This is a genomic window from Salinifilum ghardaiensis (assembly GCF_054491345.1).
Window position 1 is genome coordinate 1,035,911 of the sequence record NZ_CM137101.1, and the last position, 25,855, is coordinate 1,061,765.

At 69.3% G+C, this 25,855-nt stretch carries 16 protein-coding genes, 2 tRNA genes, 3 rRNA genes and 1 riboswitch; of the genes, 10 read left to right on the top strand and 11 right to left on the bottom strand.

Features of this window, described 5'->3' with window-relative positions:
* Positions 1-94: 94 nt before the first annotated feature.
* From rbsK to ACVGV0_RS04705, 3 genes are all read left to right on the top strand, one after another.
* The gene (gene rbsK / locus ACVGV0_RS04695) at positions 95-988 is read left to right on the top strand and encodes a ribokinase (protein WP_459158623.1); all 894 of its coding nucleotides are present in this window, start codon (positions 95-97) and stop codon (positions 986-988) included.
* A gap of 688 nt (positions 989-1,676) precedes the next feature.
* On the top strand, positions 1,677-2,210 hold the full coding sequence (locus tag ACVGV0_RS04700; RefSeq protein WP_459158624.1) for a histone-like nucleoid-structuring protein Lsr2: 534 nt from the start codon (positions 1,677-1,679) through the stop codon (positions 2,208-2,210).
* Between the two features lie 19 nt (positions 2,211-2,229).
* Positions 2,230-3,843: an ABC transporter ATP-binding protein gene (locus ACVGV0_RS04705; protein WP_459158625.1), complete on the top strand. Its 1,614-nt coding sequence runs from the start codon at positions 2,230-2,232 to the stop codon at positions 3,841-3,843.
* Between the two features lie 147 nt (positions 3,844-3,990).
* On the opposite strand, the gene ACVGV0_RS04710 is transcribed toward ACVGV0_RS04705, so the two are convergent.
* Entirely contained in the window at positions 3,991-4,344 is a 354-nt protein-coding gene (locus ACVGV0_RS04710; RefSeq protein ID WP_459158626.1) for a hypothetical protein, read from the bottom strand.
* Positions 4,345-4,958: 614 nt separating this feature from the next.
* On the opposite strand from ACVGV0_RS04710, the gene ACVGV0_RS04715 reads away from it, so the two are divergent.
* From ACVGV0_RS04715 to ACVGV0_RS04730, 4 genes are all read left to right on the top strand, one after another.
* A 16S ribosomal RNA gene (locus ACVGV0_RS04715) occupies positions 4,959-6,499 on the top strand.
* Positions 6,500-6,749: 250 nt separating this feature from the next.
* Positions 6,750-9,846 (top strand): 23S ribosomal RNA (locus ACVGV0_RS04720).
* Positions 9,847-9,941: 95 nt separating this feature from the next.
* Positions 9,942-10,058: ribosomal RNA gene (rrf, locus tag ACVGV0_RS04725) — 5S ribosomal RNA — on the top strand.
* Together the 16S, 23S and 5S rRNA genes form the textbook arrangement of a ribosomal RNA operon.
* Positions 10,059-10,641: 583 nt before the next feature.
* Positions 10,642-13,092 (top strand): glycoside hydrolase family 3 protein, encoded by a 2,451-nt coding sequence (locus tag ACVGV0_RS04730; RefSeq protein ID WP_459158627.1) that lies wholly within the window; start codon positions 10,642-10,644, stop codon positions 13,090-13,092.
* A 142-nt stretch (positions 13,093-13,234) separates the two neighbouring features.
* Here ACVGV0_RS04730 and ACVGV0_RS04735 read toward each other — a convergent pair whose 3' ends face one another.
* Both ACVGV0_RS04735 and ACVGV0_RS04740 read right to left on the bottom strand, forming a co-directional pair.
* A complete protein-coding gene (locus tag ACVGV0_RS04735) occupies positions 13,235-14,176 on the bottom strand; it encodes an ABC transporter substrate-binding protein (RefSeq protein WP_459158628.1) in 942 nt (313 codons plus the stop codon).
* A gap of 447 nt (positions 14,177-14,623) precedes the next feature.
* Positions 14,624-14,696, bottom strand: a tRNA-Lys gene (locus tag ACVGV0_RS04740).
* Between the two features lie 336 nt (positions 14,697-15,032).
* On the opposite strand from ACVGV0_RS04740, the gene ACVGV0_RS04745 reads away from it, so the two are divergent.
* Entirely contained in the window at positions 15,033-16,214 is a 1,182-nt protein-coding gene (locus ACVGV0_RS04745) for a L,D-transpeptidase (RefSeq protein WP_459158629.1), read from the top strand.
* A gap of 72 nt (positions 16,215-16,286) precedes the next feature.
* On the opposite strand, the gene ACVGV0_RS04750 is transcribed toward ACVGV0_RS04745, so the two are convergent.
* From ACVGV0_RS04750 to ACVGV0_RS04770, 5 genes are all read right to left on the bottom strand, one after another.
* A tRNA-His gene (locus ACVGV0_RS04750) sits at positions 16,287-16,362 on the bottom strand.
* Positions 16,363-16,479: 117 nt separating this feature from the next.
* Positions 16,480-17,091, bottom strand: a complete 612-nt coding sequence (gene orn, locus ACVGV0_RS04755) for an oligoribonuclease (protein ID WP_459158630.1) — start codon at positions 17,089-17,091, stop codon at positions 16,480-16,482.
* Between the two features lie 42 nt (positions 17,092-17,133).
* The gene (locus ACVGV0_RS04760) at positions 17,134-18,786 is read right to left on the bottom strand and encodes an AMP-binding protein (RefSeq protein WP_459158631.1); all 1,653 of its coding nucleotides are present in this window, start codon (positions 18,784-18,786) and stop codon (positions 17,134-17,136) included.
* A gap of 475 nt (positions 18,787-19,261) precedes the next feature.
* Positions 19,262-19,726: a peptidase inhibitor family I36 protein gene (locus tag ACVGV0_RS04765; protein WP_459158632.1), complete on the bottom strand. Its 465-nt coding sequence runs from the start codon at positions 19,724-19,726 to the stop codon at positions 19,262-19,264.
* 282 nt (positions 19,727-20,008) lie between these two features.
* A complete protein-coding gene (locus ACVGV0_RS04770; RefSeq protein ID WP_459158633.1) occupies positions 20,009-20,746 on the bottom strand; it encodes a hypothetical protein in 738 nt (245 codons plus the stop codon).
* 190 nt (positions 20,747-20,936) lie between these two features.
* A riboswitch (TPP riboswitch) is annotated at positions 20,937-21,032 on the top strand.
* Between ACVGV0_RS04770 and thiD the strand changes: the two genes are divergently transcribed.
* Both thiD and tenA read left to right on the top strand, forming a co-directional pair.
* The gene (thiD, locus tag ACVGV0_RS04775; protein WP_459158634.1) at positions 21,020-21,817 is read left to right on the top strand and encodes a bifunctional hydroxymethylpyrimidine kinase/phosphomethylpyrimidine kinase; all 798 of its coding nucleotides are present in this window, start codon (positions 21,020-21,022) and stop codon (positions 21,815-21,817) included. Its footprint overlaps the riboswitch before it by 13 nt.
* Before the next feature lie 82 nt (positions 21,818-21,899).
* Positions 21,900-22,631 (top strand): thiaminase II, encoded by a 732-nt coding sequence (gene tenA, locus ACVGV0_RS04780; RefSeq protein ID WP_459158635.1) that lies wholly within the window; start codon positions 21,900-21,902, stop codon positions 22,629-22,631.
* Positions 22,632-22,797: 166 nt separating this feature from the next.
* Here tenA and ACVGV0_RS04785 read toward each other — a convergent pair whose 3' ends face one another.
* The 3 genes from ACVGV0_RS04785 to ACVGV0_RS04795 form a co-directional block, all read right to left on the bottom strand.
* Positions 22,798-23,937 carry a polysaccharide pyruvyl transferase family protein gene (locus tag ACVGV0_RS04785; protein ID WP_459158636.1) on the bottom strand — a complete coding sequence of 380 codons (1,140 nt, stop codon included), beginning with the start codon at positions 23,935-23,937 and terminating at the stop codon, positions 22,798-22,800.
* Between the two features lie 201 nt (positions 23,938-24,138).
* Positions 24,139-24,753, bottom strand: a complete 615-nt coding sequence (locus ACVGV0_RS04790; RefSeq protein WP_459158637.1) for a hypothetical protein — start codon at positions 24,751-24,753, stop codon at positions 24,139-24,141.
* 23 nt (positions 24,754-24,776) lie between these two features.
* Positions 24,777-25,754 carry a hypothetical protein gene (locus tag ACVGV0_RS04795; protein ID WP_459158638.1) on the bottom strand — a complete coding sequence of 326 codons (978 nt, stop codon included), beginning with the start codon at positions 25,752-25,754 and terminating at the stop codon, positions 24,777-24,779.
* Positions 25,755-25,855 lie beyond the last annotated feature (101 nt).

The window sequence follows — 25,855 nt, forward strand, 5'->3', positions numbered from 1 at the left end:
CGCGCACGTCCGCGGGCACGTGCGCGCGGGGTGCCCGAGCCGGGGTCCCGGCCCGGGCGGCGCGGCCGCGGCGCCGTCCGCGATGATGAGGCCCGTGACGGATCTCGTGGTCTTCGGCAGTTGCAACATGGACCTGGTGGCCTCCGTGCCGCGGGCCCCGCACCGGGGCGAGACGGTACACGGGTACGAGTTCACCACAGTTCCCGGCGGCAAGGGAGCCAACCAGGCCCTCGCCGCGGCCAAGGCGGGGGCGCGGGCGCGGATGATCGGCGCGGTCGGCCGGGACGAGTTCGGCGAGGAACTGCGCCGGACGCTGCGCACCTCCGGGGTGGACGCGGACGGGCTGCGCACCGTCCCCGGGCGCAGCGGCACCGCGCACATCGTCGTCGACGACGAGGGCGGCAACTCCATCGTCGTCATCGGCGGCGCCAACGACTCGGTCGACGGCCTCGCCGCGGGGGACGAGGAGCGCATCGCCGCTTCCGACAGCCTGCTGCTGCAGCTGGAGATCCCGCTGGCCGGGGTGGTGGCGGCGGCGCGCGCGGGGCGGCGCAACGGGGTGCGCGTGGTGCTCACGCCGGCGCCCGCGGCGGAGCTGCCCGCCGAGCTCCTCGCGGACGTCGACCTGCTCGTGCCGAACGAGCACGAGGCGGCCGTGCTCACCGGGCGCGAGGAGCCGCGGGAGGCCCTGTCCGCCCTGCTGGAGCAGGTGCCGGAGGTCGTCATCACCCTGGGGTCGGAAGGCGCGCTGTACGGCAGCCGCACCGGTGAGCAGGTGCACGTCCCGAGCTTCCCGGTCGAGGCGGTGGACACCACCGCCGCCGGGGACACGTTCCTCGGCGTGCTGTGCTCGGCGCTGGGCGAGGGCCGCTCGGTGGAGGAGTCGCTGCGCTGGGCTTCCGCCGGTGCTGCCGTGTCGGTCGGGCGGCGCGGGGCGAGCAGTTCCATGCCCGACCGGGAGGAGATCATCGAGTTCCTCGGCGAGTAGGCGGGCGCTGCTCCGTCCGTGGGTGATTGCCGCCCGCCGGGCGGGTGCGGGCCGCATCGCGGAGCGCGGCGCTTCCGTCGCCGGTGCTGGCGCGGTAGGTTGCCGGGTGTCGGGGTGGTGCCGCGGGGCACTCCCGCGGATTCGCCCGGCCCGCTGCAGCAGAATGGGGAGGTGGCACGCCGGGATTTCGTGGATTCGCGCACATTCGCCGAATTCGGCGGCGGCGCACAATGCCGCCGTTTCACCGGGGGCGTTTCCGCGGTGCCCGCCGCAGTGGTGGGTGGCGGCCCGCGCGGCGGGCCGTTTTCGGGCGCCTCTCCGCGCAGGAGAGGGCGCGCGCCTCACGTGAGTTTCCGCGCCGCCGGCCGCGGGAAACTCCTGTCGTCGGCCACACCGGTATTGTGTATGCTGAGGGCGACGAGCGCACATTGTGACGTGGGTCTGTTCTGGAAACTGGTGTGGTGATGGTCGCCGGTCGGTCCGGTGGGGCGTTTTCGGAGTGCTGGGGCGGCGTCGTCGCGTCCCCGACCTCGAAGGGCCCGGCTTCGGAGGGCACGGCCCCGGTGCGCGGAATCTCCGCGGAGGAAAGAGACAACGGTATCGGCCGCGTGCTACAACGTGGCGAGGGTTCGCAGCAGTCCCGCCTCGACGCGAGCGTCGGCGGGCTCCGTGCACAAGACAGGTGATCATGGCCGAACGCATTCAGGTCGAACTCGTCGACGACCTCGACGGCTCGCCAGCGCAGTACACCGTCACGTTCGCGCTGGACGGTGTCACTTACGAAATTGACCTGAACGAACGCCATGCCCGCGAGCTGAGAGCGCTGCTCGATCACTACGTCCGGCGGGCGCGAATTCCGCAGACCGCGAAGTCGCGGCAGAAAGAGCAGGAAGATCGCCGCTCCCGCAAGGTCAACCGCGACCTCACCGAGCAGATCCGCGGTGCTGCCCGGCGCACGAAGGAGCGCCTCAGCCAGGAAGCCGAGCCCGGCGACGACGCCGCTGGAGCCGACTCCCCCGAGCAGGGCGAGACCGCGGTGGAGGGCTTGCTGAACCTCAGCGGGAGCTCCGCGCCCTCCGCGTCCTCCGCGCAGGCCGAGGACTCCTCGGCGGAGGAAGCGGCCGTTGCGGACGACGCGGGCACCGACGCGGAACCGGACGAATCCGAATCGGACTCGCGTGTTCCGGCCGTGGTGATGCCGCAGTTCTCCTCGGCCGAATGATCGCGCGGCAGGAACGTCGATGAGCGACAGCCCGTTGCTGCAGTGCGCGGACCTCCGCGTGCGTTTCCGCACCGGCGATGGCGACGTGGAGGCGGTCAGCGGAATCGGGTTCCGGCTGGACGAGGGCGAGGTCCTCGCGGTCGTCGGTGAGTCCGGCTCGGGCAAGAGCGTCACGGCCCTGTCCGCTCTCGGTCTTCTCCCGCAGAACGCGGACGTGCGCGGCAGTCTCACCGTGGCCGGCACCGAGCTGGTCGGGCAGGGCGAGGTCGAACTGCGCCGCATCCGCGGATGCCGGATCGCGATGGTCTTCCAGGAGCCGATGACATCGCTGAATCCGGTTTTCACCATCGGCTGGCAGCTCGCCGAGACCGTGCGGCTGCATGACGAGGACGGTGCCGGGCGGGCGCGCGAGCGCGCCGCGGAGCTGCTGGACCTCGTCGGCGTTCCGGAGCCGCGGACGAGGTTGCGGTACTACCCGCACCAGCTCTCCGGCGGGCAGCGGCAGCGCGTCCTGATCGCGCTGGCGCTCGCGTGCAGACCGCAGGTGCTCATCGCCGACGAGCCCACCACCGCGCTGGACGTGACCGCGCAGGCCGAGATCCTGGCGCTGCTGCGGGACCTGCGCGACCGGTTCGGCATGTCGGTGCTGCTCATCACGCACGACATGGGCGTGGTCGCGGACCTGGCCGACCGGGTCCTCGTGATGCGGGAGGGGGAGATCGTGGAACGTGCCCCCGTGCACGAGCTGTTCCGCGAGCCGCGGCACGAGTACACCGCCCGACTGCTCGCTGCCGTGCCCAGCCTGCGAGTGGACGGCACCGGCGCGGACGGCGAGGGGCGGGCCCGTCCGTTGCTGCGGATCGCCGAGCTGAGCGTCGACTACGGTGCCCGCCGCGCCGTCGACCGGGTGTCGCTGCGCATCGACCGCGGGGAGGTGCTCGGGCTCGTGGGCGAGTCCGGTTCGGGCAAGTCCACGATCGGGCGGTGCGCGGCGCGGTTGATGCGTCCGTCGGAGGGAGCGGTGGAGCTGCTCGGGCAGGACATCACTCGTCTGTCGCAGCGCGCGTTGCGGCGGTGGCGGCGGCACATCGGTGTGGTGTTTCAGGACCCCGGTTCCTCGCTGGACCCCGCGCGCACCGTCGACGACAGCATCGCGGAACCGCTGCGACTGCACCGCAGCGGCGATCGCGGAGCACGGGCGCGGCGCGTGGCCGAGCTGTTGGACGCGGTCGAGCTCGGCGGGAGCACCGGGCAGCGGTATCCGCGCGAACTTTCCGGCGGGCAGCGGCAGCGCGTGAGCATCGCCCGTGCGCTGGCGCTGGAACCGGAACTGCTGATCGCCGACGAACCCACCAGCGCGCTGGACGTCTCCGTGCAGGACGCGGTGCTGGACCTGCTCCAGCGGCTGCAGCGGGAGCAGGGGTTCGGGTGCCTGTTCATCAGCCATGACCTGGCCGTGATCAACCGGTTGGCCGATCGCGTGGCGGTCCTGCAGGCGGGTGAAGTCGTGGAGTGCGCCGGGAGGGAGCAGGTGCTCGGGCGGCCCGCGCACGCCTACACGCGGGAACTGCTGGCGGCGGCCCCGGTCGCGGACCCGGACGAGCAGCGGGCGCGGCGAGTGCCGGTGGGCTGAGGCCCAGGTGCCGCGGTGGGTGGCTACCCGATGTCGGGGAGCCCGCGGCGCGGCCTCGCCGGAGGTTCCCCCGCCCGACCCGCTGCACCAGCCGATCCGCGGACTCCCCGACGCGCCGGAATCGCGCGGGGCGCACTGGTCATTCGGTCATTCGCCGGCGCGGTGCCGCCGGTTGCTGCGGCCGCGGGACCCGGACGAGGCGGTGCCCTGCGCGGAGGTGGGGCCCTGCGCGGAGGTGGGGCCCTGCGCGGAGGTGGGGCCGCCCTGCTGGTCCTCGCCGCGCGCACGCCCGTTCGCCGAGTTCCCGCTCCGCTTGCTGCCGGTGCGCGCCGCGCGGGCCGCCGAGTCGGCCTCCTCGGCGGGAGTCTCCGCAGCGACGTGCCGTTTGGCCGCTTCGGTGAGCTCCGCGGCGAAGGCGGGAGGCGAGCTCACGTCCCAGTCGGTCGCCTCCGGGTCCATGACCGTCTGCTGCAGTTCGGCGTAGATCGGCGTCGCGTTCATCGTCCCCCGTCCTGACGCGGGCCTCGTGCTCCTGCATCGCCCATCGCCGGAAGCGAACTCCGGCGAGACTCTCGGGCAGGGTATCGGCACTGAGCGACCGCAACTGTAGGACGAGACGTGCAGATCACCCGACCGTGGTTCGCGTGCGGAGGTCGGCCCGTTCCCGGGGCAGGTCGCGCGCACCGGGGGTGACCTGGGGTTTCTTTTTTGGTGGGGGGTGGGTGTCGGTGGGGGCGCGGTGGAGGTGTAAATTGTTTTGTGCCGGCGACGGAGCGGGCTGATTTCGGGAGTTTCCTTCGGTTTTCGAGGGGGGCTTGTGGGGTTGGTCCGGGGTTGTCGGGTGGTCTTTGAGATGGGCGAAAATCGTGGCGTGGCCGTCGTGTGTGGTGGGCCCGTGGTTCTGCTGGTGGTAGTGCGTGTGGTGCTGGTGCTGGTGGGGTTGTGGGGTCTGCTGGTGCGGGCGACCCCCCGGGTGTGGGGGGTGGTTGGCGGGTGCTAGGGTTTTTGCTCGGGAGATGCCGCCGGTTCGGTGGTGTGTTCTTTGAGAACTCGACAGCGGATGCTTGTTGAATGACGCGTGTGCGTGGTTCTTGTTTTTTGTTTGCTGGGATTTGTTGTTGGAGAGTTTGATCCTGGCTCAGGACGAACGCTGGCGGCGTGCTTAACACATGCAAGTCGAACGCTGAAGCCGGGCTTCGGTCGGGTGGATGAGTGGCGTACGGGTGAGTAACACGTGGGTAATCTGTCCTGCACTCGGGGATAACCTTGGGAAACCGGGGCTAATACCGGATGGGCACACGGCCTCCGCATGGGGGTGTGTGGAAAGCGTTTACGGTGGTGCAGGGTGAGTCCGCGGCCTATCAGCTTGTTGGTGGGGTAAGGGCCTGCCAAGGCGACGACGGGTAGCCGGCCTGAGAGGGTGATCGGCCACACTGGGACTGAGACACGGCCCAGACTCCTACGGGAGGCAGCAGTGGGGAATTTTGCGCAATGGGCGGAAGCCTGACGCAGCAACGCCGCGTGGGGGAGGACGGCCTTCGGGTTGTAAACCTCTTTCGGCCTTGACGAAGCTCTGCGTGTTCGTGGGGTGACGGTAGGGGCAGAAGAAGCACCGGCTAACTACGTGCCAGCAGCCGCGGTAATACGTAGGGTGCGAGCGTTGTCCGGATTTATTGGGCGTAAAGGGCTCGTAGGCGGTGTGTCGCGTCGGCCGTGAAATCCTGCCGCTTAACGGTGGGCGTGCGGTCGATACGGGCACACTTGAGTTCGGTAGGGGAGACTGGAATTCCTGGTGTAGCGGTGAAATGCGCAGATATCAGGAGGAACACCGGTGGCGAAGGCGGGTCTCTGGGCCGATACTGACGCTGAGGAGCGAAAGCGTGGGGAGCGAACAGGATTAGATACCCTGGTAGTCCACGCTGTAAACGTTGGGCGCTAGGTGTGGGGACTGTCGTGGTGTCCGTGCCGTAGCTAACGCATTAAGCGCCCCGCCTGGGGAGTACGGCCGCAAGGCTAAAACTCAAAGGAATTGACGGGGGCCCGCACAAGCGGCGGAGCATGTGGATTAATTCGATGCAACGCGAAGAACCTTACCTGGGTTTGACATCCATCAGATTGCCTCAGAGATGGGGTTTCCCTTTGTGGTTGGTGGACAGGTGGTGCATGGCTGTCGTCAGCTCGTGTCGTGAGATGTTGGGTTAAGTCCCGCAACGAGCGGAACCCTTGTCCCGTGTTACCAGCACTGTGGGTGGGGACTCACGGGAGACTGCCGGGGTGAACTCGGAGGAAGGTGGGGACGACGTCAAGTCATCATGCCCCTCATGCCCAGGGCTTCACACATGCTACAATGGCCGGTACAGAGGGTGGCGAGCCTGTGAGGGTGAGCGAATCCCGAAAGTTGGTCGTAGTTCGGATCGGGGTCTGCAACTCGACCTCGTGAAGGCGGAGTCGCTAGTAATCGCAGATCAGCAGTGCTGCGGTGAATACGTTCCCGGGCCTTGTACACACCGCCCGTCACGTCATGAAAGTCGGTAACACCCGAAGCCCATGGCCCAACCGGTTTGTCCGGGGGGAGTGGTCGAAGGTGGGACTGGCGATTGGGACGAAGTCGTAACAAGGTAGCCGTACCGGAAGGTGCGGCTGGATCACCTCCTTTCTAAGGAGAAACCCGAGAATAGGGCCACGGCAGGGTGTTGTGGCTGGTTGTTGTGGGTTTCGTTGTTTCGTGTGAGCTGGGCATACGCGTGCGTGGCCTCCTGTGTGGGGGTGGCGGGCAGGCATTCGCTGTCGGGTTGTGAGGGAACACGCTGGTGTGGCTGGGTGTTTCTGTGGGTGTTTGAGAAGTGGATAGTGGGTGTGAGCATCTTGTTGTGTTGCCTGGCCTGATGTGACCACGGTTGTGGTGTTGGTAAGTTGTGAAGGGCGCACGGTGGATGCCTGGGCACTGAGTGTGCGAGGAAGGACGTGGGTGACTGCGATAAGCCTCGGGGAGTTGTCGACCGAACTGTGATCCGAGGGTGTCCGAATGGGGTAACCTGGCTCGCGTGATGGCGGGTCACCATCATCTGAATGTATAGGGTGATTGGGGTTGTGCGGGGAAGTGAAACATCTTAGTACCCGTAGCGGAGAAAACACTGGTGTGATTCCGTGAGTAGTGGCGAGCGAAAGCGGAGGTTGGCTAAACCGCATGCGTGGGAGACTCGGTAGGGGTTGCGTGTGCGGGGTTGTGGGGTGCTGTTGGATGGGTCTGCCGGCCTGTCGAGCCTGGTGTGGTGTTAGCTGAACGGCCTGGGAGGGTCGACCGGAGTGGGTGAGAGTCCCGTAGGTGAAGGCGCCATGGTGGGTTTGGATGGTTGCCCCGAGTAGTGCGGTGTTCGTGGAGCTCCGTGTGAATCTGGCGGGACCACTCGCTAAGCCTGAACGACGCTCGGTGACCGATAGTGGATCAGTACCGTGAGGGAATGGTGAAAAGTACCCCGGGAGGGGAGTGAAAGAGTTCCTGAAACCGTGTGCCTATAATCCGTCAGAGCACCTGTGGGGTGTGATGGCGTGCCTTTTGAAGAATGAGCCTGCGAGTTACGCTGCGTGGCGAGGTTAACCCGTGTGTGGGGGAGCCGGAGCGAAAGCGAGTCTGAAAGTGGGCGGAGAGTCGCGTGGTGTAGGCCCGAAGCGGGGTGAGCTACCCATGGCCAGGGTGAAGCGCGGGTAAGACCGTGTGGAGGCCCGAACCCACCTGGGTTGAAAACCGGGGGGATGAGTTGTGGGTAGGGGTGAAAGGCCAATCAAACCCTGTGATAGCTGGTTCTCCCCGAAATGCATTTAGGTGCAGCGTCGCGTGGTTCCTGGGTGGGGTAGTGCGCTGGTTGGTCGATGGCCCTGTGGGGTACTGAGATCAGCTAAACGGTGAATACGCCTGGGTGGCAGCGTGGCAGTGAGTCGGCGGGGGAGAAGCTCCGTCGTCGAGAGGGAAACAGCCCTGAGCATCGGCTAAGGTCCCGAAGTGTGTGCTGAGTGGGTAAGGATGTGGGACGGCTGTGACAGCCAGGAGGTTGGCTTAGAAGCAGCCATCCTTGAAAGAGTGCGTAATAGCTCACTGGTCGAGTTGTTCTGCGCCGATAATGTAGCGGGGCTTGTAAGCACACCGCCGAAGCCATGCCAATTGAGTCCTGTGGGGCTTGGTTGGGTAGGGGAGCGTCCTGCATGCCGGTGAAGCAGTCTCGGAAGGGGCTGTGGAGGGTGTGGGAGTGAGAATGCAGGCATGAGTAGCGAGTGCAGAGTGAGAATCTCTGCCGCCGATTGACTAAGGGTTCCTGGGGAAGGTTCGTCCGCCCAGGGTGAGTCGGGGCCTAAGGCGAGGCCGTCAGGCGTAGTCGATGGAGAACGGGTTGATATTCCCGTACCCGTGTATGCGCGCCCGTGGTGAAACCTCTGAGACTAACCACCCGCCCTGCCTTGCAGTGTTCTTGGAACAGTGTGGGTGTGGGGTGCGTGGGGCCTGAGGGGGGAGTAGGCAAGCGAGGGGGTGACGCAGGGAGGTAGCCCAGCCCGGGCGGTGGTTGTCCCGGGGCAAGCCTGTAGCCCGTGGTTCAGGGAAATCCGAGCCATGTTGTGGGTGAGGGGTGATGCGGAGCCTGTGTGGTGTAGTGGGTGTGCCTGGACTGTCGAGAAAAGCCTCTAGCGATGTGTGTGCACGGCCCGTACCCGAAACCGACACTGGTGGTCAGGTAGAGGATACCGAGGCGGTCGGGTGAACTGTGGTTAAGGAATTCGGCAAATTGCCCCCGTAACTTTGGGAGAAGGGGGGCCACTGCTGGTGAACGCCCGTGCGGTGGGAGCTGGTGGTGGTCGCAGAGGCTGGGGAGAAGCGACTGTTTACTAAAAACACAGGTCCACGCGAAGCGTTGTTGCGAGGTATGTGGACTGACGCCTGCCCGGTGCTGGAACGTTAAGAGGAGACGTGAACCCCCGGTGGGGGTGAGGCGTTGAATTGAAGCGCCAGTAAACGGCGGTGGTAACTATAACCATCCTAAGGTAGCGAAATTCCTTGTCGGGTAAGTTCCGACCTGCACGAATGGCGTAACGACTTCTCCGCTGTCTCGACCACAGGCCCGGTGAAATTGCATGACGAGTTAAGATGCTCGTTTCGCGCGGCAGGACGGAAAGACCCCGGGACCTTTACTACAGCTTGGTATTGGTGTTTGGTGCGGCTTGTGTAGGATAGGTGGGAGACTGTGATGCGGGCACGCCAGTGTTCGTGGAGTTGTTGGTGAAATACCACTCTGGTCGTTCTGGGCATCTAACCTTGGTCCGTGATCCGGATTGGGGACAGTGCTTGGTGGGTAGTTTAACTGGGGCGGTTGCCTCCTAAAGGGTAACGGAGGCGTCCAAAGGTCCCCTCAGCTTGGTTGGGAATCAGGCGGTGCGTGTAAGTGCAGAAGGGGGCTTGACTGTGAGACTGACGGGTCGAGCAGGTGCGAAAGCAGGGACTAGTGATCCGGCACTTCTGTGTGGGTGGGGTGTCGCTCAACGGATAAAAGGTACCCCGGGGATAACAGGCTGATCTTGCCCGAGAGTCCGTATCGACGGCAGGGTTTGGCACCTCGATGTCGGCTCGTCGCGTCCTGGGGCTGGAGTTGGTCCCAAGGGTTGGGCTGTTCGCCCATTAAAGCGGCACGCGAGCTGGGTTTAGAACGTCGTGAGACAGTTCGGTCCCTATCCGCCGCGCGCGGAGGAGACTTGCGGAAGGCTGTCCCTAGTACGAGAGGACCGGGACGGACGGACCTCTGGTGTGCCAGTTGTCCCGCCAGGGGCAGGGCTGGTTGGCTATGTTCGGAAGGGATAACCGCTGAAAGCATCTAAGCGGGAAGCCTGTTTCAAGATGAGGTCTCCCTCCCCATGTGGGTTAAGGCTCCCAGGAGATGACTGGGTGGATAGGCTTGGCATGGAAGCGCAGTAATGTGTTTGTGAGTGGACGAGTACTAATCAGCCGAGTGACTTACCAACTCCTCTGTTGGGTTGGGTGGTGCGTGGGGTGTTCACACCTGCTGATCGGCTTCTCAAGCATCGTCCCCACCACGGTGGTGGTGGGGTGTGGGGTTGTCGGTGGCTATGGCGGGAGGGGTAGGCCCGGTCCCATTCCGAACCCGGTAGCGAAGTCTCCCTGCGCTGATGGTACTGCACTCGGTGGGGTGTGGGAGAGTAAGGCGCCGCCGACACAACACGAAAAGAAAAAGGGGGGTGGGGTTGTGGTGAGCCCCTGCAGGGGGTGGTTTTCTCCTGCGGGCGGGCTCCCCGACCCCACCCCCTTTTTTTGTGTGTGGGGGCCTGTGTGGGGCCGTGCGGGGTGGCTCGGCCACCTCCACACGTGCATGGCGGGACCCTTTCCCGCCGTGTTGTGTCTTTGTGTCCGCGTCGTGTGGGGCCGTGTGGGGTGTGGGTGTGACTCCGGGTCGGGGTCGCGCCCGCACCCCCTTTTGTGTGTGGTGGGGGTGCCGGCCGTGCGGGGTGGGGTGCCCCCCACGTGCCTGGCGGGCCCCTTGCCGCGTGTGCCGGTCCCCGCGTTTGCGGCGCCCACCCACGACGAGCACCACCATTCCCGACACGCCGGAACACGTCGGTCCCTGAACCGTTGTCGCAGCACACCCGTCTTCTTGCTCGCTCGTCGAGCGACCGGGCCTCCGGCCTCCTCGACATCCCCTCCCCGCCGTTCGAGACTGGATTGTGACCAGGGGCTGTGCGCGGTGCGAGGCCGCGCACCCTCGGCGCCCACAACGGTCGCTGCTGGAGAGGGGTGTCTGGATGACGACCACGGCTCAGCGGGACGCGCCGGACGACGCGTCGCTGCACGCGCTGCTCTCGGAACTCTCCGTCGTGGAGAAGGCAGCGCTCGTTGCCGGCGGCGGTTTCTGGACGACCGCGCCCCTGCCGAAGATCGGACTCTCCGAGCTCGTCCTGTCGGACGGCCCGAACGGGGTGCGCGGACTGCGCTGGGACGAGCGCGACCCCTCGGCGCTGATACCGGTGGGGGCGGCGATCGGCGCGAGTTGGGACCGGGACGTCGCCCGGACCGCGGGCTCGGTGCTCGGAGCGGAGGCACGGCGCCGCGGTGTGCACGCGGTGCTCGCGCCCACGGTCAATCTGCACCGGAGCCCGTACGGCGGTCGGAACTTCGAGAACCTCGCGGAGGATCCGCTGCTCGTCGCCGAGCTCGGCGCCGAAATCGCCGCGGGCCTCCAGGGGCACGGGGTGGCGGCGGCGCCGAAGCACTTCGCGGCCAACGACACCGAGAGCGGTCGGAACAGCTACGACGTGGTCGTCGATGCGGATACGCTGCGGGACGTGCACCTCAAGCCGTTCCGCAGGATCGTGCGCCGGGCGGGCCCCTGGATGCTCATGGCCGCGTACAACAGCGTCAACGGGCGCACGATGACCGAGAACCGCACGCTGATCAGCGACGTGCTCAAGAGCGAGTGGGACTGGGACGGCGTGCTCGTGTCGGACTGGTTCGCCACCTCCTCGGTCGACGCCTCCGCCCTGGCCGGGCTCGACCTGACGATGCCCGGCACCGGCAGCCCGTGGGCGGGAGGTGAGCTGGCGCAGGCGGTCAAGAAGGGGAGAGTTCCGGAGGACGTCCTCGACGACAAGGTGCTGCGCCTGCTCCGGCTGGCGTGGCGCACCGGTGCGCTGGACGTCACGGCCAAGGCCGCGCCGCCCGCGGCGGCCGCGGGCCCCGAACCGGCCGAGACTGCGGAGACGATCCGGGACATGGCGGCGCGGACGTTCGTGCTGCTGCGCAACGACCCCGTCGACGACGGCTCGCCGCTCCTGCCGCTGCCCCGGGGGACGCGCACGATCGCGGTGCTCGGGGAGAACGCGTTCGCCCCGGTCGTCCAGGGCGGTGGCTCGTCCCAGGTGGTGCCGGCGCACGTGGTCGGCCCGGTGGACGGGCTGCGGGAGGCTTTCCCGGACGCGACCGTGGTGGCGCAGCGCGGAGTGCGGCACCAGCGTCTTCTGGAGCCGCTGGCTCCCGAGGCCGTGCTGGCCCCTCCGGACGCGGGCGAGGGCGGTGAGCGTTCCCGCGGGGTGCTGGTGGAGTACCTCGACGCGCGGGAGAACGTGCTGAGCAGTGAGATCCGCGGGGTGCAGCGCCTGCTGTGGACGGGGCGCGAAGGCATGCCGGCGGGAACCAGCCGCCTGCGCCTGAGCACGAACGTGCGGGCGGAGGCGGGCGAGAACCTGTTCGGCGTGAGCGGGACCGGCCGAGCGGCGCTGCGCATCGCTGGGCGCGAGCTCTTCGACGAGCACGTGGCCCGGGAGGGCGACACCGCCGATCCAGCGGTGGAGCTCGTCGCCCCACCGGAGCGGCGCGTGGCCGCGGTGCTGTTGGACACCGACTTCGCCGCTGACGGCACCGTGCCGCTCGCCGTGGACTTCGAACCCGCGGATCTCGACGGCATCGCCTCGGTGGGGGTCGGCTGGCGTCCGCAGCAGTGGGACGAGCAGCGCGAGCTCACCGCCGCGGTGGAGGCAGCGCGGGACGCGGACGCGGCGGTGGTGGTGGTCGGGACGAGCTCCGAGGTGGAGACCGAGGGCTCCGACCGGTCCGACCTGAGCCTGCCGGGTGGGCAGGACGAGCTGGTCCGCCGGGTCGCCGAGGTCAACCCGCGCACGGTCGCGGTGGTCAACGCCGGGGCGCCGGTGCTGCTGCCCTGGGCAGGCTCGGTGCCGGCCGTGCTGTGGACGTGGTTCGGCAGCCAGGAGTTCGGCGGTGCGCTGGCCGACGTGCTGGCCGGGAAGCGGGAGCCGAGCGGGCGCATGCCCACCACCGTGCCGGCGGAGCTCGCCGACGTGCCGGTCCCGCTGCCGGCGATCCAACCGCAGGACGGTCATCTCCGCTACGAGGAGGGCGACGCGTTCGGCTATCGCGCCTACGCCCGTTCCGGAACGATGCCGGCTTTCCACTTCGGGGAAGGGCTCGGTTACACCGAGTGGGACTACGAGGAGGCCGTCGACGACGGCGACAGCGTCCGGGTGCGGATCCGCAACGTCGGTCCGCGCGCGGGCAGCGAGGTCGTGCAGCTCTACGCCACGGCCGAGGACCGACCACCTCGCCTGGTGGGGTTCGCCAAGGTGCACGTGGAGCGGGGTGCCGAGGTCGAGGTGCTGGTGGAACTGGACGAGCTGGACGAGGGCGAGCACGGCCTGGCCGCGGGCCGGTCCGTGGGCGATCTGCGGTTGACCGTCCGCTGAAGCAGCCGCAGCGGCAGTCCGACGGCGCGCGAACGGCGCTGGTGAGGGGCTCCGCGGGGCTGGGGAGCGCTGGCCCGGTTGCGGGCGAAGCTGCGCCCCGGGACTCCGCCGCACCGAGCGGACTCCCGGGGCGTGCCCGCTGTTACTTGCTGAACACGCGGTGCAGGTCGTCGAGCACGCGGTTGGCCGCGAGCGGTCCGATGCCGAGGAACCACGTGTCGTCCGGGACCGATTCGGCGTGCTTGTTCTGCACCGCCTTCAGCGCGGTCCACTGCGCCGAGCCGCGGATGTCGTCGAGCTGCTGGCGCCCCTGATCGCCGTAGGCCGAGTGGAACAGGTAGTCGGCGTCGGCAGCGCCGATCTGCTCGCGGCTGATCTCGGTGAAGGTCTCGTCGCTCTGCTGGTGCTTCGGGCGCTTGAGCCCCGAGTCCTCCAGGATCGTGCCGATGAACGACCCGGTGCCGTACAGGCGGAGCTGCTCGCCGGTGGCGCGCAGCGCGCTGACCGTCGGAGCGTTCTGCTCACCGCCCACGAGCTTGCGGATCTGCTGGGTCCGCTTCTCGTAGTCGCGCATGAGCTGGTCGGCCTTCTGCTCCTTGCCCAGCGCCTTCGCGTACAGGCGGAGGTTCTCCTTCCACGGCTTTCCCGTGGTTTCGCTGAACACGGTGGGTGCGATCTTGCTGAGCGCGCCGTAGCGCTCCTCGTCGCGGACCTTGCTGGACAGGATCAGATCGGGGTTCAACGAGGCGATCTTTTCCAGGTTCGGGGAACCGATCGTGCCCACGGTTTGGATGTTGCCCTTGCTGGCCTTGTCCAAGTAGGAGGGGAGGCCTTCCTGCGTGTCGGCGAGGACGGTGCCGACCGGCTGCACGCCCAGCGCGAGCGCGGTGTCGAGTTCACCGGTGTCGAGGACGACGACGCGCTTCGGGTCCTTCGGGACCTGCGTCTCGCCCATCGCGTGCTTGACGGCGGGACCGTCCGCGCTGGCCTGCTGCTCGGTGTTGCCGGAGGAGCCGCAGCCCGCCACGAGAGCGAGGACCAGGGCGATGACGATCGTGCTGGCAAGGCGGAAATGTCTGTGCATGTTCGTCGGCCGTTTCCGGTTCGGGGTTGTTCGGCAGGGGAGGACGCCCGGAGTGTTGGGGGATGGTGCTCGCTGGAGGGAACGAGCAGTTGCGGGTGGAGCCTCGCCGCTGCCGCTGTCGGTAGCAGAGGTAAACCTAACCTCATCGGAGCAGCGCGGCCAAGAGGGGGAGATCACGTTCCGGTGGGTGAACGCGGTGTTGCGGAGATGTGCGGGGCGGCCCCTCGGGTGGGCGCCTGGGCGGCTCCGCAAGGGGGTGTTCCGGTTCGCCGGGTCCGAGCGCCGGGGTCCGCGGGCGGAAAGCGGCGGGAGCGGTGCGGAGATCTCGGTGATTCGCGGTGCGTGGTCTCCGCCACTGATTCGCGCTGGTTTCGCGCGGGAATGCGGGGTGCGCTGAGGTGGATCCCGCACGAGAAAAAGCCCAGACCGCTCGGCCTGGGCTTTCGGTGCGCCAACAGGGACTCGAACCCCGAACCCGCAGATTAAGAGTCTGCTGCTCTGCCTGTTGAGCTATTGGCGCTCGTCTTCAGCGAGGTTTCCGGTGTCTCGGTGTTTCTCCGAGGTGGCGTTCCCTCGCTGCCTGACGAGAAATACTTTAGCACCCCTCCGGAGGGGGTGTTCACCGGGGGGTCCTCCGGAGGGAGGAGGGGAGCGCTCGCGGGCGTTGTGCTGCCCGAACCCCTGGTGAGCTCCTGGTCTCAATTTCGTTTCCCCGGGAACGCAACCTGAACGGGGGGCGTTGTGTCTTCAGGGGGGAAACAACGTCCGCCCGCTCGCGCGGGTGCAGTCGCTCACTCGGGTGTGCACCGCTGCCAGAGCGGGCGGGGAGACCACAACGGAGAACGGACTGTCACGAATGCAGGTGTCACGTGTTCCCGCGGCGGGACGTCGGCCGATGCTCGTCGTGCTCTTCGGGGTGCTCGTCGCGCTCGTCTCCGGCTGCGCGGGAACCAGCACGGGGCAGATCGGTGACACGGCCGCGTCCCCGCCGAAGGTGCGGTTCGCGCCGCAGGACGGGGCCGAAGACGTGAGCCCGGCCGATCCGGTGACCGCTGAGGCCAGTGGTGGCGAGATCGTGCGCGCGGAGCTCACCAACGGGGAGGGCGAGAAGATCCCGGGCACGATCAGCGGGGGAGGAACGCGCTGGTCCGCCGACGGCAAGCTCGGCTACGACCGGGACTACACGCTGACCGTCACCGTTCGCGGTTCCGGCGATCCGGTGCAGCACCGCTCGACGTTCCACACGGCGAACCCGAAGGCCCGGACGTACGTCTCGATGAACCCGCTCGACGGGCAGACCGTGGGCGTCGGGCAGCCGCTGGCGTTCTACTTCAGCGAAGACGCCCCGGCGCCGGACAAGGAGCGCGCTGAAGAAGCGATCAAGATCCGGACCGAACCGGAGGTGGAGGGCGCCTTCTACTGGTTCGACGACCGCGAGGTGCACTGGCGGCCGAAGGAGTACTGGAAGCCGGGAACCCGCATCGACATCGGCATCGACGTCTACGGCCGGCAGCTCGGCGACGGTGTCTGGGGCGACGAGGACCGGAGCGCGCAGATCACCATCGGGGACAGGGTCGAGCTGCACGCCGACGGCAGCAGCCACCAGATGACCGTCAAGCGCAACGGCGAACTCCTGCGCACCCTGCCGGTGTCGCTCGGCAAGCCGGAGTTCCCCTCCAGCAACGGCACGCACGTGGTCACGCAGAAGCACGACTCGTACGTCATGAACTCGGCGACGTTCGGCGTGCCGGTGGACGCACCGGGTGGCTACGAGACCGAGGTCGACTGGGCAGTGCGGATCTCCAACGGGGGCGAGTTCCTCCACGCGGCCCCGTGGTCGGTGCCGCAGCAGGGCAACACCAACACCAGTCACGGGTGCATCAACCTCAGCGAGGCGGACGCGAAGTGGGTGTACGACCTGCTGAAGAAGGGCGACGTCGTCGAGATCACCAACTCGGGCGGGCCGCAGCTGGAGTCGTGGGACGGCTTCGGCGACTGGCAGGTGCCCTGGGACGAGTGGGTCAGCGGCAACCGCTGACCCGGCGCGGTGAGGTGAAAAGGCTCCGGCGCAGCGAAAGGGCCCCGTTCCGGAGAACGGGGCCCTTTCGCGTGGGGTGAGTGACGGGATTCGAACCCGCGACACCTGGGACCACAACCCAGTGCTCTACCGCCTGAGCTACACCCACCGTGGTCACCCGCGGAATCCCGGCCGCGCCGTCCGCGGCCGCCGCAGCGGCACGTCTATCCTAGCGTGCCTTCGTCCGCGCCCGTGAAACGGGTTGCCGATCCGCTGTTCGTGCAGGTCATTCTGCTTGCTCCCCGTCGAGCAGCGCCGCAGCGGACCGCTGGGCCTGCTCGGTGCTCGGACCCGGCTGGGGGACGAACACGGTTTGCCGGTAGTAGACCAGCTCGCGGATGGACTCCCGGATGTCGTTGAGGGCGCGGTGCGCGAGGCCCTTCTCGGGCTGGGCGTAGTACACCCGCGGGTACCAGCGCCGGACGAGCTCCTTGACGGAGGAGACGTCGACCATGCGGTAGTGCAGGTGCGCGTCCAGCTCGGGCATGTCCCGGGCGATGAACCCGCGGTCGGTCGCGATGGAGTTGCCGGCCAGCGGCGCCGAGCGACCGTCCGGGACGTGCTCGCGCACGTACTCCAGAACGCGCTGCTCGGCCTCCGCGAGCGTCACCGCCGACCGGCGGATCTCCTCGGTGAGCCCGGAGCGCTCGTGCATGTCCCGCACCACCGGTTGCATCCGCGCCAACGTGTCGTCGTCGGCGTGCACCACGAGGTCCACGCCCTCGCCGAGGATGTTGAGCTCGGCATCGGTCACCAGCACCGCGATCTCCACCAGCGCATCCGAGCGGAGATCGAGTCCGGTCATTTCGCAGTCGATCCACACCAGACGGTCGTTCACGCAGCTGAGCCTAACGCGGCGGGGGCGGATCAGTGCCGGTGGTCAGGCCCGCAGGTGCGCCTGCAGTTCCGCGGGGACGACCTTGCCGGTGGCGTTGCGCGGCAGCTCGTCGAGGAAGACCACGTCACGCGGCACGGCCTGGCGGGACAGGCGTGCGCGGACGTGCTCGCGGATCCCGTCGGAGGTGAGCGCCCCCGCCTCGCGCAGCACCACGAAGGCCGCGAGCCGCTGGCCGAACTCCGCGTCCGGCACTCCGATGACGGCGGCTTCCGCGACCTCCTCCAGGGCGGCCACGGCGTCCTCGGTCTCCTTCGGGTACACGTTCTCCCCGCCGGAGACGATCATGTCGTCCTCCCGGCCGACGACGAACAGGCGGCCCTTGCCGTCGAACTTGCCGAGGTCCCCGGTGGCCATCATCCCGTCGTGCCGATCCCGGTCACCGCCGCCGGTGTAGCCCTCGAAGAGCATGTCGTTGCGCACGAAGATGCGTCCGACCGAGCCCGTGCTCACCGGCTTCCCCGCGTCGTCGAGGAGGCGGACCGTCGTCCCCCGGGGAGGGCGCCCCGCCGTGCCGGGCGCGGAGTGCAGCTCGTTCGGCGTCGCGATGCTCACCCACGAGACCTCCGTCGAGCCGTAGAAGTTGTACAGCACGCGGCCGAACCGCCGCTGGAAGCGCGCGGCGAGGTCCGCCGGCAGGGCCGAGCCGCTGCTGGCGACCGTGCGCAGCGCGGACGGAGCCGAGCGCGCCAGCACGCCCTCCGGCAGGTCGAGGATGCGCTGCAGCATGACGGGCACGGCGAACAGCGCGGTGCAGCGTTGCCGCCGCAGCACGTCCAGGGCCCGTTCGGGGTCGAACTTGCGCTGCAGCACCAGCGTCGCCCCGAGCACGGCCCCCAGCTGGAACCCGGCCACGCCCCAGGTGTGGAACAGCGGTGCGCTGATGAGGAGGCGCTCGCCGTGGCGCAGCGGCATGCGGGAGAAGATCGTCGCGGCGGGCTCCAGGCTCGGCGGGTCCGGGCGTCGGGCTCCCTTCGGCGAGCCCGTGGTGCCGGAGGTGAGCACGACCATCCGGGAGTGCCGCGTCGGCCGCGGCAGCGCGCGGTTGGGGCCGCGGGCGATGAGGTGCTCGAGGGTGGCGCGCCGCGTCGTCCCGTCGGTCCAGGCCAGCACGGTCTCCAGCCCGCTGGGGAGCTCGTCGCGGTGCCCGGCGAACTCCTCGTCGAGGACGAGCACGCCGACCCGCTGCTGCTCGACGACGTCGGCGACCTGCGTGCTGCTCAGGCCGGTGTTGAGCAGCACCACGTCGACGCCGAGCTTGCCGGCGGCGATGATCGTCTCGGCGGTTCCGTGGTGGTTGCGGCACAACACCCCGATGCGTTCGCCCGGGTGCAGCCGGTCCCGCAGCCCGTGCGCCAGCCGGGTGGTGCGGTGCTCCACTTCGGAGTAGCTGAGCACGCCGCGTTCGTCGATCACCGCGGGCCGGTCGGGGTGGCGCACGGCGCCGATGGCGAAGCCCAGCGGCGGGGTGACGCCCCAGCGGCGGTACGCGGCGGCGATGCGGGTGAGCTTGTCCGGGCGCAGGGGGCGCAGCACTCCCTGCCGCGCGAGGACGTACGCGGTGCGCAGTCCCGGGGCGGCGCGGGCCGCTCCGTTGACCAGGTGGCGCAGCAGGGCCGAGGTCGCTCGCGAGTGCACGTTCCACCTTTCGCCGGCTGTCTACTCGGAGTAGATGATGCCGTGGCAGTGGAGTCGCGAAAAGGTGTGCACATCATTCGGAGCAGGAGATCGGGCGCGGAGCAGGTGCCGCCTCCCGCTCCGCGGTCCCGGGGACTGACGACGGGGCACGCGGTGGCCACGGGTGGCGCCGGGGGCGCGGTGGCCACGGGTGGCGAACAGGCGGTCGACGACCGCCCCGCCGAGCACCGGCCCTCGCCCTCCCCTCGAGCGACCCGCGATCACGTGTTGATCACTCCTCCCGCAATCGTGTGGGGACAGCTCGCAATTTTCATGAAAATTGCAAATAGTCCCCACACGGGCGGGTGGAAAAACGCACCGCTCACCGATTCGTCCGAGGGGCGGTGCATCATCCGCGGCGGACCCGCGGTGCACCAAGGGTGCAGCGCGGGGGCTCCGGTACTGCTCCTCAGGAGCTCGCCGCGCCGGTGCGCCCTCAGGGGGCCGGCTTGTTCATGCCCGCAGGGCAGGCCTCGACCAGGAAGGTGTTGAGGTCCGTCGTGTCGCCGCGGATCTCGAAGGCGACCGAGTCGTACTGGTGCTGCGGCGGGCCGTCCGGGTCGTCCGGCAGCGGTCCGTAGAAGCTGGCGGTCGTGCCGTCGTACTGGTTGTTCACGAAGGAACCGACGCCCGCGATGCCGGGCTGCTGCCCGTAGTCCTCACGGACGTTGACGCGCTCGCCGCAGTAGTACAGGTCCATGCGGTTACCGCCGCCGTTGGCGCCTTCCCAGATGCACAGGTACCCCTCTTGGCACGCCCGTTCCATGCGCTCGAAGTCGTCCTGGTTCTCCTGGGCGGCGGCCTGGCCGGCGAAGATCGCGCCCATCGCCAGGGCGGTGGCGCCGGTGGTCGCGGCCGCGGCTCGGAGCGGACGTCCCGTGCGGGGCTTCGCGGGTGACATCGAACCTCCTCGGTCGGTAGTTCGGCGCGCCGCAGCGGCGGGAGGCAGCCGCGCGCCGTGGTTCGTGCTGTGGACCGCACGCAGGTGCGCGAATGGTCCACGCCACAGAGACGCCGAGGAGAGCGGAAGGGTTGTCTCCGGAAGGAGGCGAAAGTCGGAAATACCCGGTTCGAGGGGTAGTGCGGCGACACCGGGGCCGCTGCCCGAGGAGCGAAGGGGGCCGGTACGCGAAAAGGCCCGGCGCGCGGCCGGGCCATCGTGCGCTTCGCGGTGCGACCGGTATCAGACCGGGCGGACGGTGAGCCCGTTCGCCTCGGCGGTGAGGGTCAGCGTGCCCTCGTAGTCGGCGATCGGCAGCTCGTCCCGCACCAGCCGGTGCGGGGTGTCCTCGACCTGCACGCGCAGGCTCGTGGTGGACAGCTGCTGGGCGGACACGTCCTGGCCGCCGAGTTCCAGCTGCAGCGCACCGTCCTGCGCGGTGACGCTGAGCCAGCCGCCGCTGGTGGACACCTCGTCGGTGTCGTGCGCGACGGTCAGCTTGCCGTCGGCGCTGTCCGCGCGGATCGCGACGTGCGACAGCGCGATGTCGCGCTTGCCGTCGTCGGCTTCCAGCGCGATCACGTGCCGCTGGACCTCCTCGGCCGACTGCTCCGTCGGGTTCGGGGTCAGCACCGGCGCTCCCAGCTCGGCGGCGATCCGGTAGGGCTGCCAGCTCCCGGCGCCGATCAGGTTGACCACGGCGGCGATGTCGGCGTCGGCGAGCAGCCGCTCGCTGCCGGGTGCCGGTGTGATCTCGATGGCGGGGACGTTCCGCTCCTGCAGCAGCGAGCGCAGCGCCTTGGCGCGTTCGCGGTTGGTGCGGTCGAAGCCGCGCGTGATGGCCACGCTCGCCGTCGAACCGGCGACCGCGGCGGCGGCCTCGGTCAGCCTGGGCAGCGGCTCCCAGACCGGGGCGGGGTCCTCCGCCGGCTTGTCCGAGCGCACGCGCGTGGAGCTCACGGCATCGGTTGTCGTCTCCATCTTTCCCACTGTAGTGGGCCTACACCCGGTGTTTCACCGCGTTCCCGGCGCAGTGTGATCCACATCGCTGTGACGTTGCTCAAACCCTTCCGCTGCAGCAGCGCTGCGCGCTCGCGCGGGGCGGCCCGGTCCGCGACCGCCGTGAGCGGCTCGGCTGTGTTCCCGCCGGCGGGCAGTTGCTAGGTTGGAGCCCAGTGACGCGGGGTGCCCGGTGGCCCGGGCTGAGAGCAGACCCGTCGAACCTGACCTAGCTCGCACTAGCGGAGGGACGTCATGGTCGCCAATGTCGTCAGCATCGCCGGAACCGACCCCAGCGGGGGAGCGGGGATCCAGGCCGATCTCAAGGCGTTCTCCGCGCAGGGCACCTACGGCATGTCGGTGGTCACCGCCCTGGTCGCGCAGACGACCACGGGGGTCGCCGAAGTGCAGGAGATCCCGCCGGAGTTCGTCACCGCGCAGCTCGTGACGTTGTTCGACGACGTGCGCGTGGACGCGGTCAAGATCGGCATGCTCGCCAACGCCGAGGTGATCCGCGCGGTGGTGGACGTGCTGGACCGCTACCACCCGCCGCACGTGGTGCTCGACCCCGTCATGGTCGCCAAGAGCGGCGACCGGCTGCTGGCCCCGGAGGCGGTCCGCGGGCTGCGCGACGACCTGGTCCCGCGGGTGGACCTGATCACGCCGAACCTGCCGGAGGCCGCCGACCTGCTCGCCGAGCCGGAGCTCGGCGCCGAGGCGGGCATGCCCGCGCAGGCGCAGCGCCTGGCCGGGTTGGGGGCGAAGAACGTGCTGCTCAAGGGCGGGCACCTCAGCGGGGAGTCCAGTGTGGACGTGCTGCTCGCGGGCGGTGATGTGCGGACCGTCCGCAGCGAACGCGTGCGCACGGAGAACGATCACGGCACCGGCTGCACCCTGTCCTCGGCGATCGCGGCGCTGCGCCCCCAGCGCGCGGACTGGGCGGGCGCGGTGCGCGACGCGAAGCACTACCTCACCGAGGCGCTCCGGCACTCCGAGCGCCTCGACGTCGGTCACGGGCACGGGCCGGTGCACCACTTCCACCAGTGGTGGTGAGCCCACCGCCGCTCGCGGCGCACCGGATCGCCACCGGCCGCGCGCCGGATCGTTTCACCACCGATGCGAGGAGGACCCACTCATGAGCAACCTGCCCCCTCCGACGCCGGGCGGGTTCTGCGCCCGCGCCTGGGACCGCACCGCCGCGCTGCAGGACGCGATCGTGCAGCACCCGTTCAACGCGGCGCTCGCCGACGGGAGCCTGCCGCGGGACCGGTTCGCGTTCTACATCGTCCAGGACGGGCGCTACCTCGTCGCCTTCGCCCAGGCGCTGGCGGCGGCCGCCAGCCGCGCGGACGAGTCGGGCGACGCGGCGTTCCTCGCCGGGGCCGCGCGGGAAGCGGTCGTGGAGGAGCGCCGGTTGCACGCCGGCTACATCAACGAGCTCGGACTGTCCGATGAGGACGTCGAGGCGGTGCGGACGTCGCCGTCCTGCGACGCCTACACCTCGTACCTGCGGGCGTGCGCGGGAAGCGAGCCCTACCCGGTCCTGGTGGCGGCGATCCTCCCGTGCTTCTGGGTGTACCAGCACGTGGGCAGCACGATCCTCGACTCCGTGGGCGACGTCTCCGCGCACCCGTACCGGGCGTGGATCGAGACCTACGCCGACGAGGCGTTCGCCGATGCCGTCCTCACCGCGCGGGAGCTGACCGACCGCCTGGCCGAGCGGGCCGACGCGGACACGCGGCGCCGCATGTTCGACGCGTTCACCCGCGCCACCGAGTACGAGTGGCTGTTCTGGAACAGCGCCTGGGAGCGGGAGCAGTGGCCCACCGCCCAGTGGCGTCCGGACCCCGCCACGGCGGAGTCGTGAGGTCGCGCTGGAGTCGTGCGGCCCCGTCGGGGACGTGAGCTCGCGGGGCAACTCCCGGTGCCCGGTCCGCCCGGGCTCCGCGGCGCGGCGGAGGGGGTCCTTCGAGCGGCCGCGGGGCGCGCTCGGGGTCGCGGCGGCCGTCGCGCCGATCGGCTCGCGCCGGTGTTCAGCCGCCGTAGATGGACCAGGCGAGCTTGGCCTTGTCCTCCTGCAGCGCCCGCAAGCGGTCGGGCGGGAACCCGCCGCCGCGGGGCAGGTCCGGGATGTCGGTGGCTTCGCTGAGGGTCCAGCTGGACCCGCGTTCGATCAGCGAGCGGTGCTTGTTGGCGTAGTACTCCGGGTTGACCGACACGGCGACGCCGTTGGCACCGACGGCCGCGGCCATGAGGTGCGTGTGGAAGCGGGTGGACAACCAGTACTGCCCCTCGGCCGCGGGCAGTCCCCGGTCCATGACCTCGGAGAACGGGTAGAACCGCGCTCCCGTCAGGTCGTGCTCGACGAGGCGGTAGAGCTCGCGGTCCACGCGGGGGATGCCCTCGACCACGCCGACCTGGCTCGGGTGCACGCCCCAGGAGCGCAGCGTGTCGAGCACGAACCCGGCGAGGTTCGGCAGCGAGGTCGTCAGCAGGTCCGACTGCAGGCAGAGCATGAACTCGCACAGGTCGTCGTCGCGGTAGCGGTCCGGCTGGACGCCGAAGAACATGTCGTCGCCGCTGTCGGAGGTGAGCACCCCCTCGCCGAGCATCTCGGCGGAGGGGGTGTCGCGCACGTCGACGAGGGAGAACTGGCCGGCGAGGTTGCGCAGCAGCGGGCGGCTCTCCTCGGGAGCGGGCCACAGCCCTTGGCCGGTGAGCACGGCGCGCCCGCCGGAGCGCCGGGTGGCGGCGACGGAGGCGGCCAGCAGGCCGTAGTGGCGCGGCCAGATCTCGTTGATGTAACCGCCGCCGATGACGTGGACGATGTCGGCGCGCGCGGCGAGCTCGATCCCGGAGATCCAGCGGGGAGCGATGCCCGGGTCGTTGATGGCGCTCTGCACGAACGCGGACACCTCCCACGGTTCGTCGGAGGGGGCTTCCCAACAGAGCCGCCAGAAGGTGTCGGTGAAGCGCACGCGCGGGTGCAGCCCGTCGAGCAGGGTCGCGCTGGGGCCCGGGTTGGGGCAGTCCACCCACACGTCGCTGTCCGGGGCGATGCGCGCGAGGTGGCGGAGCCAGGTCGCGGCGATCAGCTCGTCGCCGTAGTTCGGGTTCCCCGTGGTGGCGACCAGGTAGACGGTTTCCGGGGGTGCTGCGCCACTGCTGTTCACGGCTGCTCCAACGTGTCGGGGTTCACGAAGTCGGGGAGGTCAAGGAACAGGCTCTGAAACTAGCAACCCCGCGAGCACCGGGTGTTCTCGACGGGTGCGGCGGTCCGGTTTGCCCGCCGCGGAGGGGGACGCGGCGGGCCGAACGCGACGGACCGGACGCCACCTGGTGGTGAGGCGCCCGGTCCGCCCGTGTCGTGCGCGCTATGCGGTTTTCCTCGTCTCGCCGAGTTCGGTGCGGAGGCGTTCCAGCCGCTTGCGCGAGCGCGCGAAGCGCCAGGCGTACTTCCGCTCGTAGAGATCGGTGGGCACGACCGAGGTGTCCGCGCGTGCGCCGTGCCGCGGCTCGGGAGCCGTGCCGGCGGCCGCCTCCGGGGCGGACTCGTTGCCGAGGGCACCGCCCAGGTCGCCGCCGAGGCTGACCGACCCCGCGTACTCCGGGCTGGTGCGCTTGCCCGCCAGCTGCGCCCCGGTGGCTGCGGTTCCGCCCCGCGGTTCCGGGGAGTCCGGGGTGTGCGCTTCGTGCTTGCCGCGGACCTGCGGTGGTGCGGCCGCTTCGGTGGCCGCCGCGTGCGATTCCGCCGCCGGCGCGGTAGCCGGTTCCGGTGCGGTGCCGTCGTTCCCGGACGAGTCCGGTTCCGAGGCGGCGTGCCGGCCGCGTGCTGCGGTGGAGTCGCCGGCCGCGGACTGCTGCACGAGCAGCGCGCGGTTGCGCCGCTGCACGGCTCTGCTGCGCCGCTGCGAGCGGCGCAGCAGCGGCCAGAAGATCAGCGTGGCCAGGATGAAACCGCCGATGAAGGTCACGAGCAGGATGTCCACTGCGCCTCTCCGCTCCGTTCGCGTCAGTTCTGCAGTGCGCCGGTGTCGTGGGAGTCGGAGCCGTTGGACCGGTGCGCCACGTCGTTGAGCGCCGGGGAGAAGTCCTGCTGCTGGATTTCCCGCTGCTCCGGCAGGTTCACCGCGGTCTCCGCCAGGTCCTCCCCGTCGGTGGTGCTCCCGGCGGTGGAGTCGGTGGCGGTGACCTGCACCGGTGTGCTCAACGTCTGCCAGTCGTGGTAGCGCAGCGTGTCCGCCGAGTTGTCCAGCAGGCTGCGCGCGTTCTCCATTGTGGCCAGAACGCCGTGGCGCAGCTGCTCCAGCTGCGCGTGCTTGGCGTGGATCTCCTCGAGCGCTTCCAGGCGCATGCGCTCGGTTTCGGCGTCCCACTCGCCGCAGCGGCGCCGCGCCTCGCCGAGCGCGGCATCGGCCTCTTCCTGCGCGGCGTCGATGATCCGCTTGTACTCGTTGCGGACCTCCTGGCGCAGGCGCTGTTCGCGGGTGCGGAGCTCGCTGAGGTTCTGGTCGTGCTCGCGGCGCTGCAGGTCGCGCCGGGCCTCGACCTCGGCGATCAGCGAGCTGCACTCGTCGCGCAGCTGCCGGGCGTTCTCCTCGGCCTGCGTGATCAGCTCGCGCGCTTCGTTCTCCGCGGTGCCGCGGATAATCTCGGCCTGCCGCTGCGCGTCGGAGCGGAGGGTCTGCACTTCCTCCTCGGCGTTGGCGAGCATGTTGTGCACGCGCTGGGAGGCGGCGGGCAATCCCGTGTCGGAGGCCTCGAGGGTCTTCAGGCGCCGTTCCGTCTCGTCGAGGGCGCTGCGGGTTTCGTCGCAGAGCTTGCGCAGGTCGCCGTTGAGGCGGACGGCCTCGTTGCGGTCCAGCGTGATGAGCTTGAGCTGGTCTTCCAGGTGCTCGATGTGTTCGATGACCTGGTTGCGGTTGAACCCGCGGATCTGGATGTCGAAACCCGGACGGAGCGGGACGACGGCATCGGCGGCGTCTTCCATGGTGGAAACTCCCTCCGGACGTGTGCACAACCTCGCTGGGTGGAGGGTAGGAGCGTTCGCGCAGCTTCGCCCATCGAGAAACGCTGACCGCCACCTGATCA

Excerpts from the sequence above, each read along its gene's own strand:
- thiD (WP_459158634.1), top strand. The coding sequence starts at position 21,020 with ATGGTCGCCAATGTCGTCAGCATCGCCGGAACCGACCCCAGCGGGGGA.
- ACVGV0_RS04765 (WP_459158632.1), bottom strand. The coding sequence starts at position 19,726 with ATGTCACCCGCGAAGCCCCGCACGGGACGTCCGCTCCGAGCCGCGGCC.
- ACVGV0_RS04705 (WP_459158625.1), top strand. The coding sequence starts at position 2,230 with ATGAGCGACAGCCCGTTGCTGCAGTGCGCGGACCTCCGCGTGCGTTTC.
- ACVGV0_RS04770 (WP_459158633.1), bottom strand. The coding sequence starts at position 20,746 with ATGGAGACGACAACCGATGCCGTGAGCTCCACGCGCGTGCGCTCGGAC.
- tenA (WP_459158635.1), top strand. The coding sequence starts at position 21,900 with ATGAGCAACCTGCCCCCTCCGACGCCGGGCGGGTTCTGCGCCCGCGCC.
- ACVGV0_RS04735 (WP_459158628.1), bottom strand. The coding sequence starts at position 14,176 with ATGCACAGACATTTCCGCCTTGCCAGCACGATCGTCATCGCCCTGGTC.
- ACVGV0_RS04795 (WP_459158638.1), bottom strand. The coding sequence starts at position 25,754 with ATGGAAGACGCCGCCGATGCCGTCGTCCCGCTCCGTCCGGGTTTCGAC.
- ACVGV0_RS04745 (WP_459158629.1), top strand. The coding sequence starts at position 15,033 with ATGCAGGTGTCACGTGTTCCCGCGGCGGGACGTCGGCCGATGCTCGTC.
- ACVGV0_RS04710 (WP_459158626.1), bottom strand. The coding sequence starts at position 4,344 with ATGAACGCGACGCCGATCTACGCCGAACTGCAGCAGACGGTCATGGAC.
- ACVGV0_RS04730 (WP_459158627.1), top strand. The coding sequence starts at position 10,642 with ATGACGACCACGGCTCAGCGGGACGCGCCGGACGACGCGTCGCTGCAC.
- ACVGV0_RS04700 (WP_459158624.1), top strand. The coding sequence starts at position 1,677 with ATGGCCGAACGCATTCAGGTCGAACTCGTCGACGACCTCGACGGCTCG.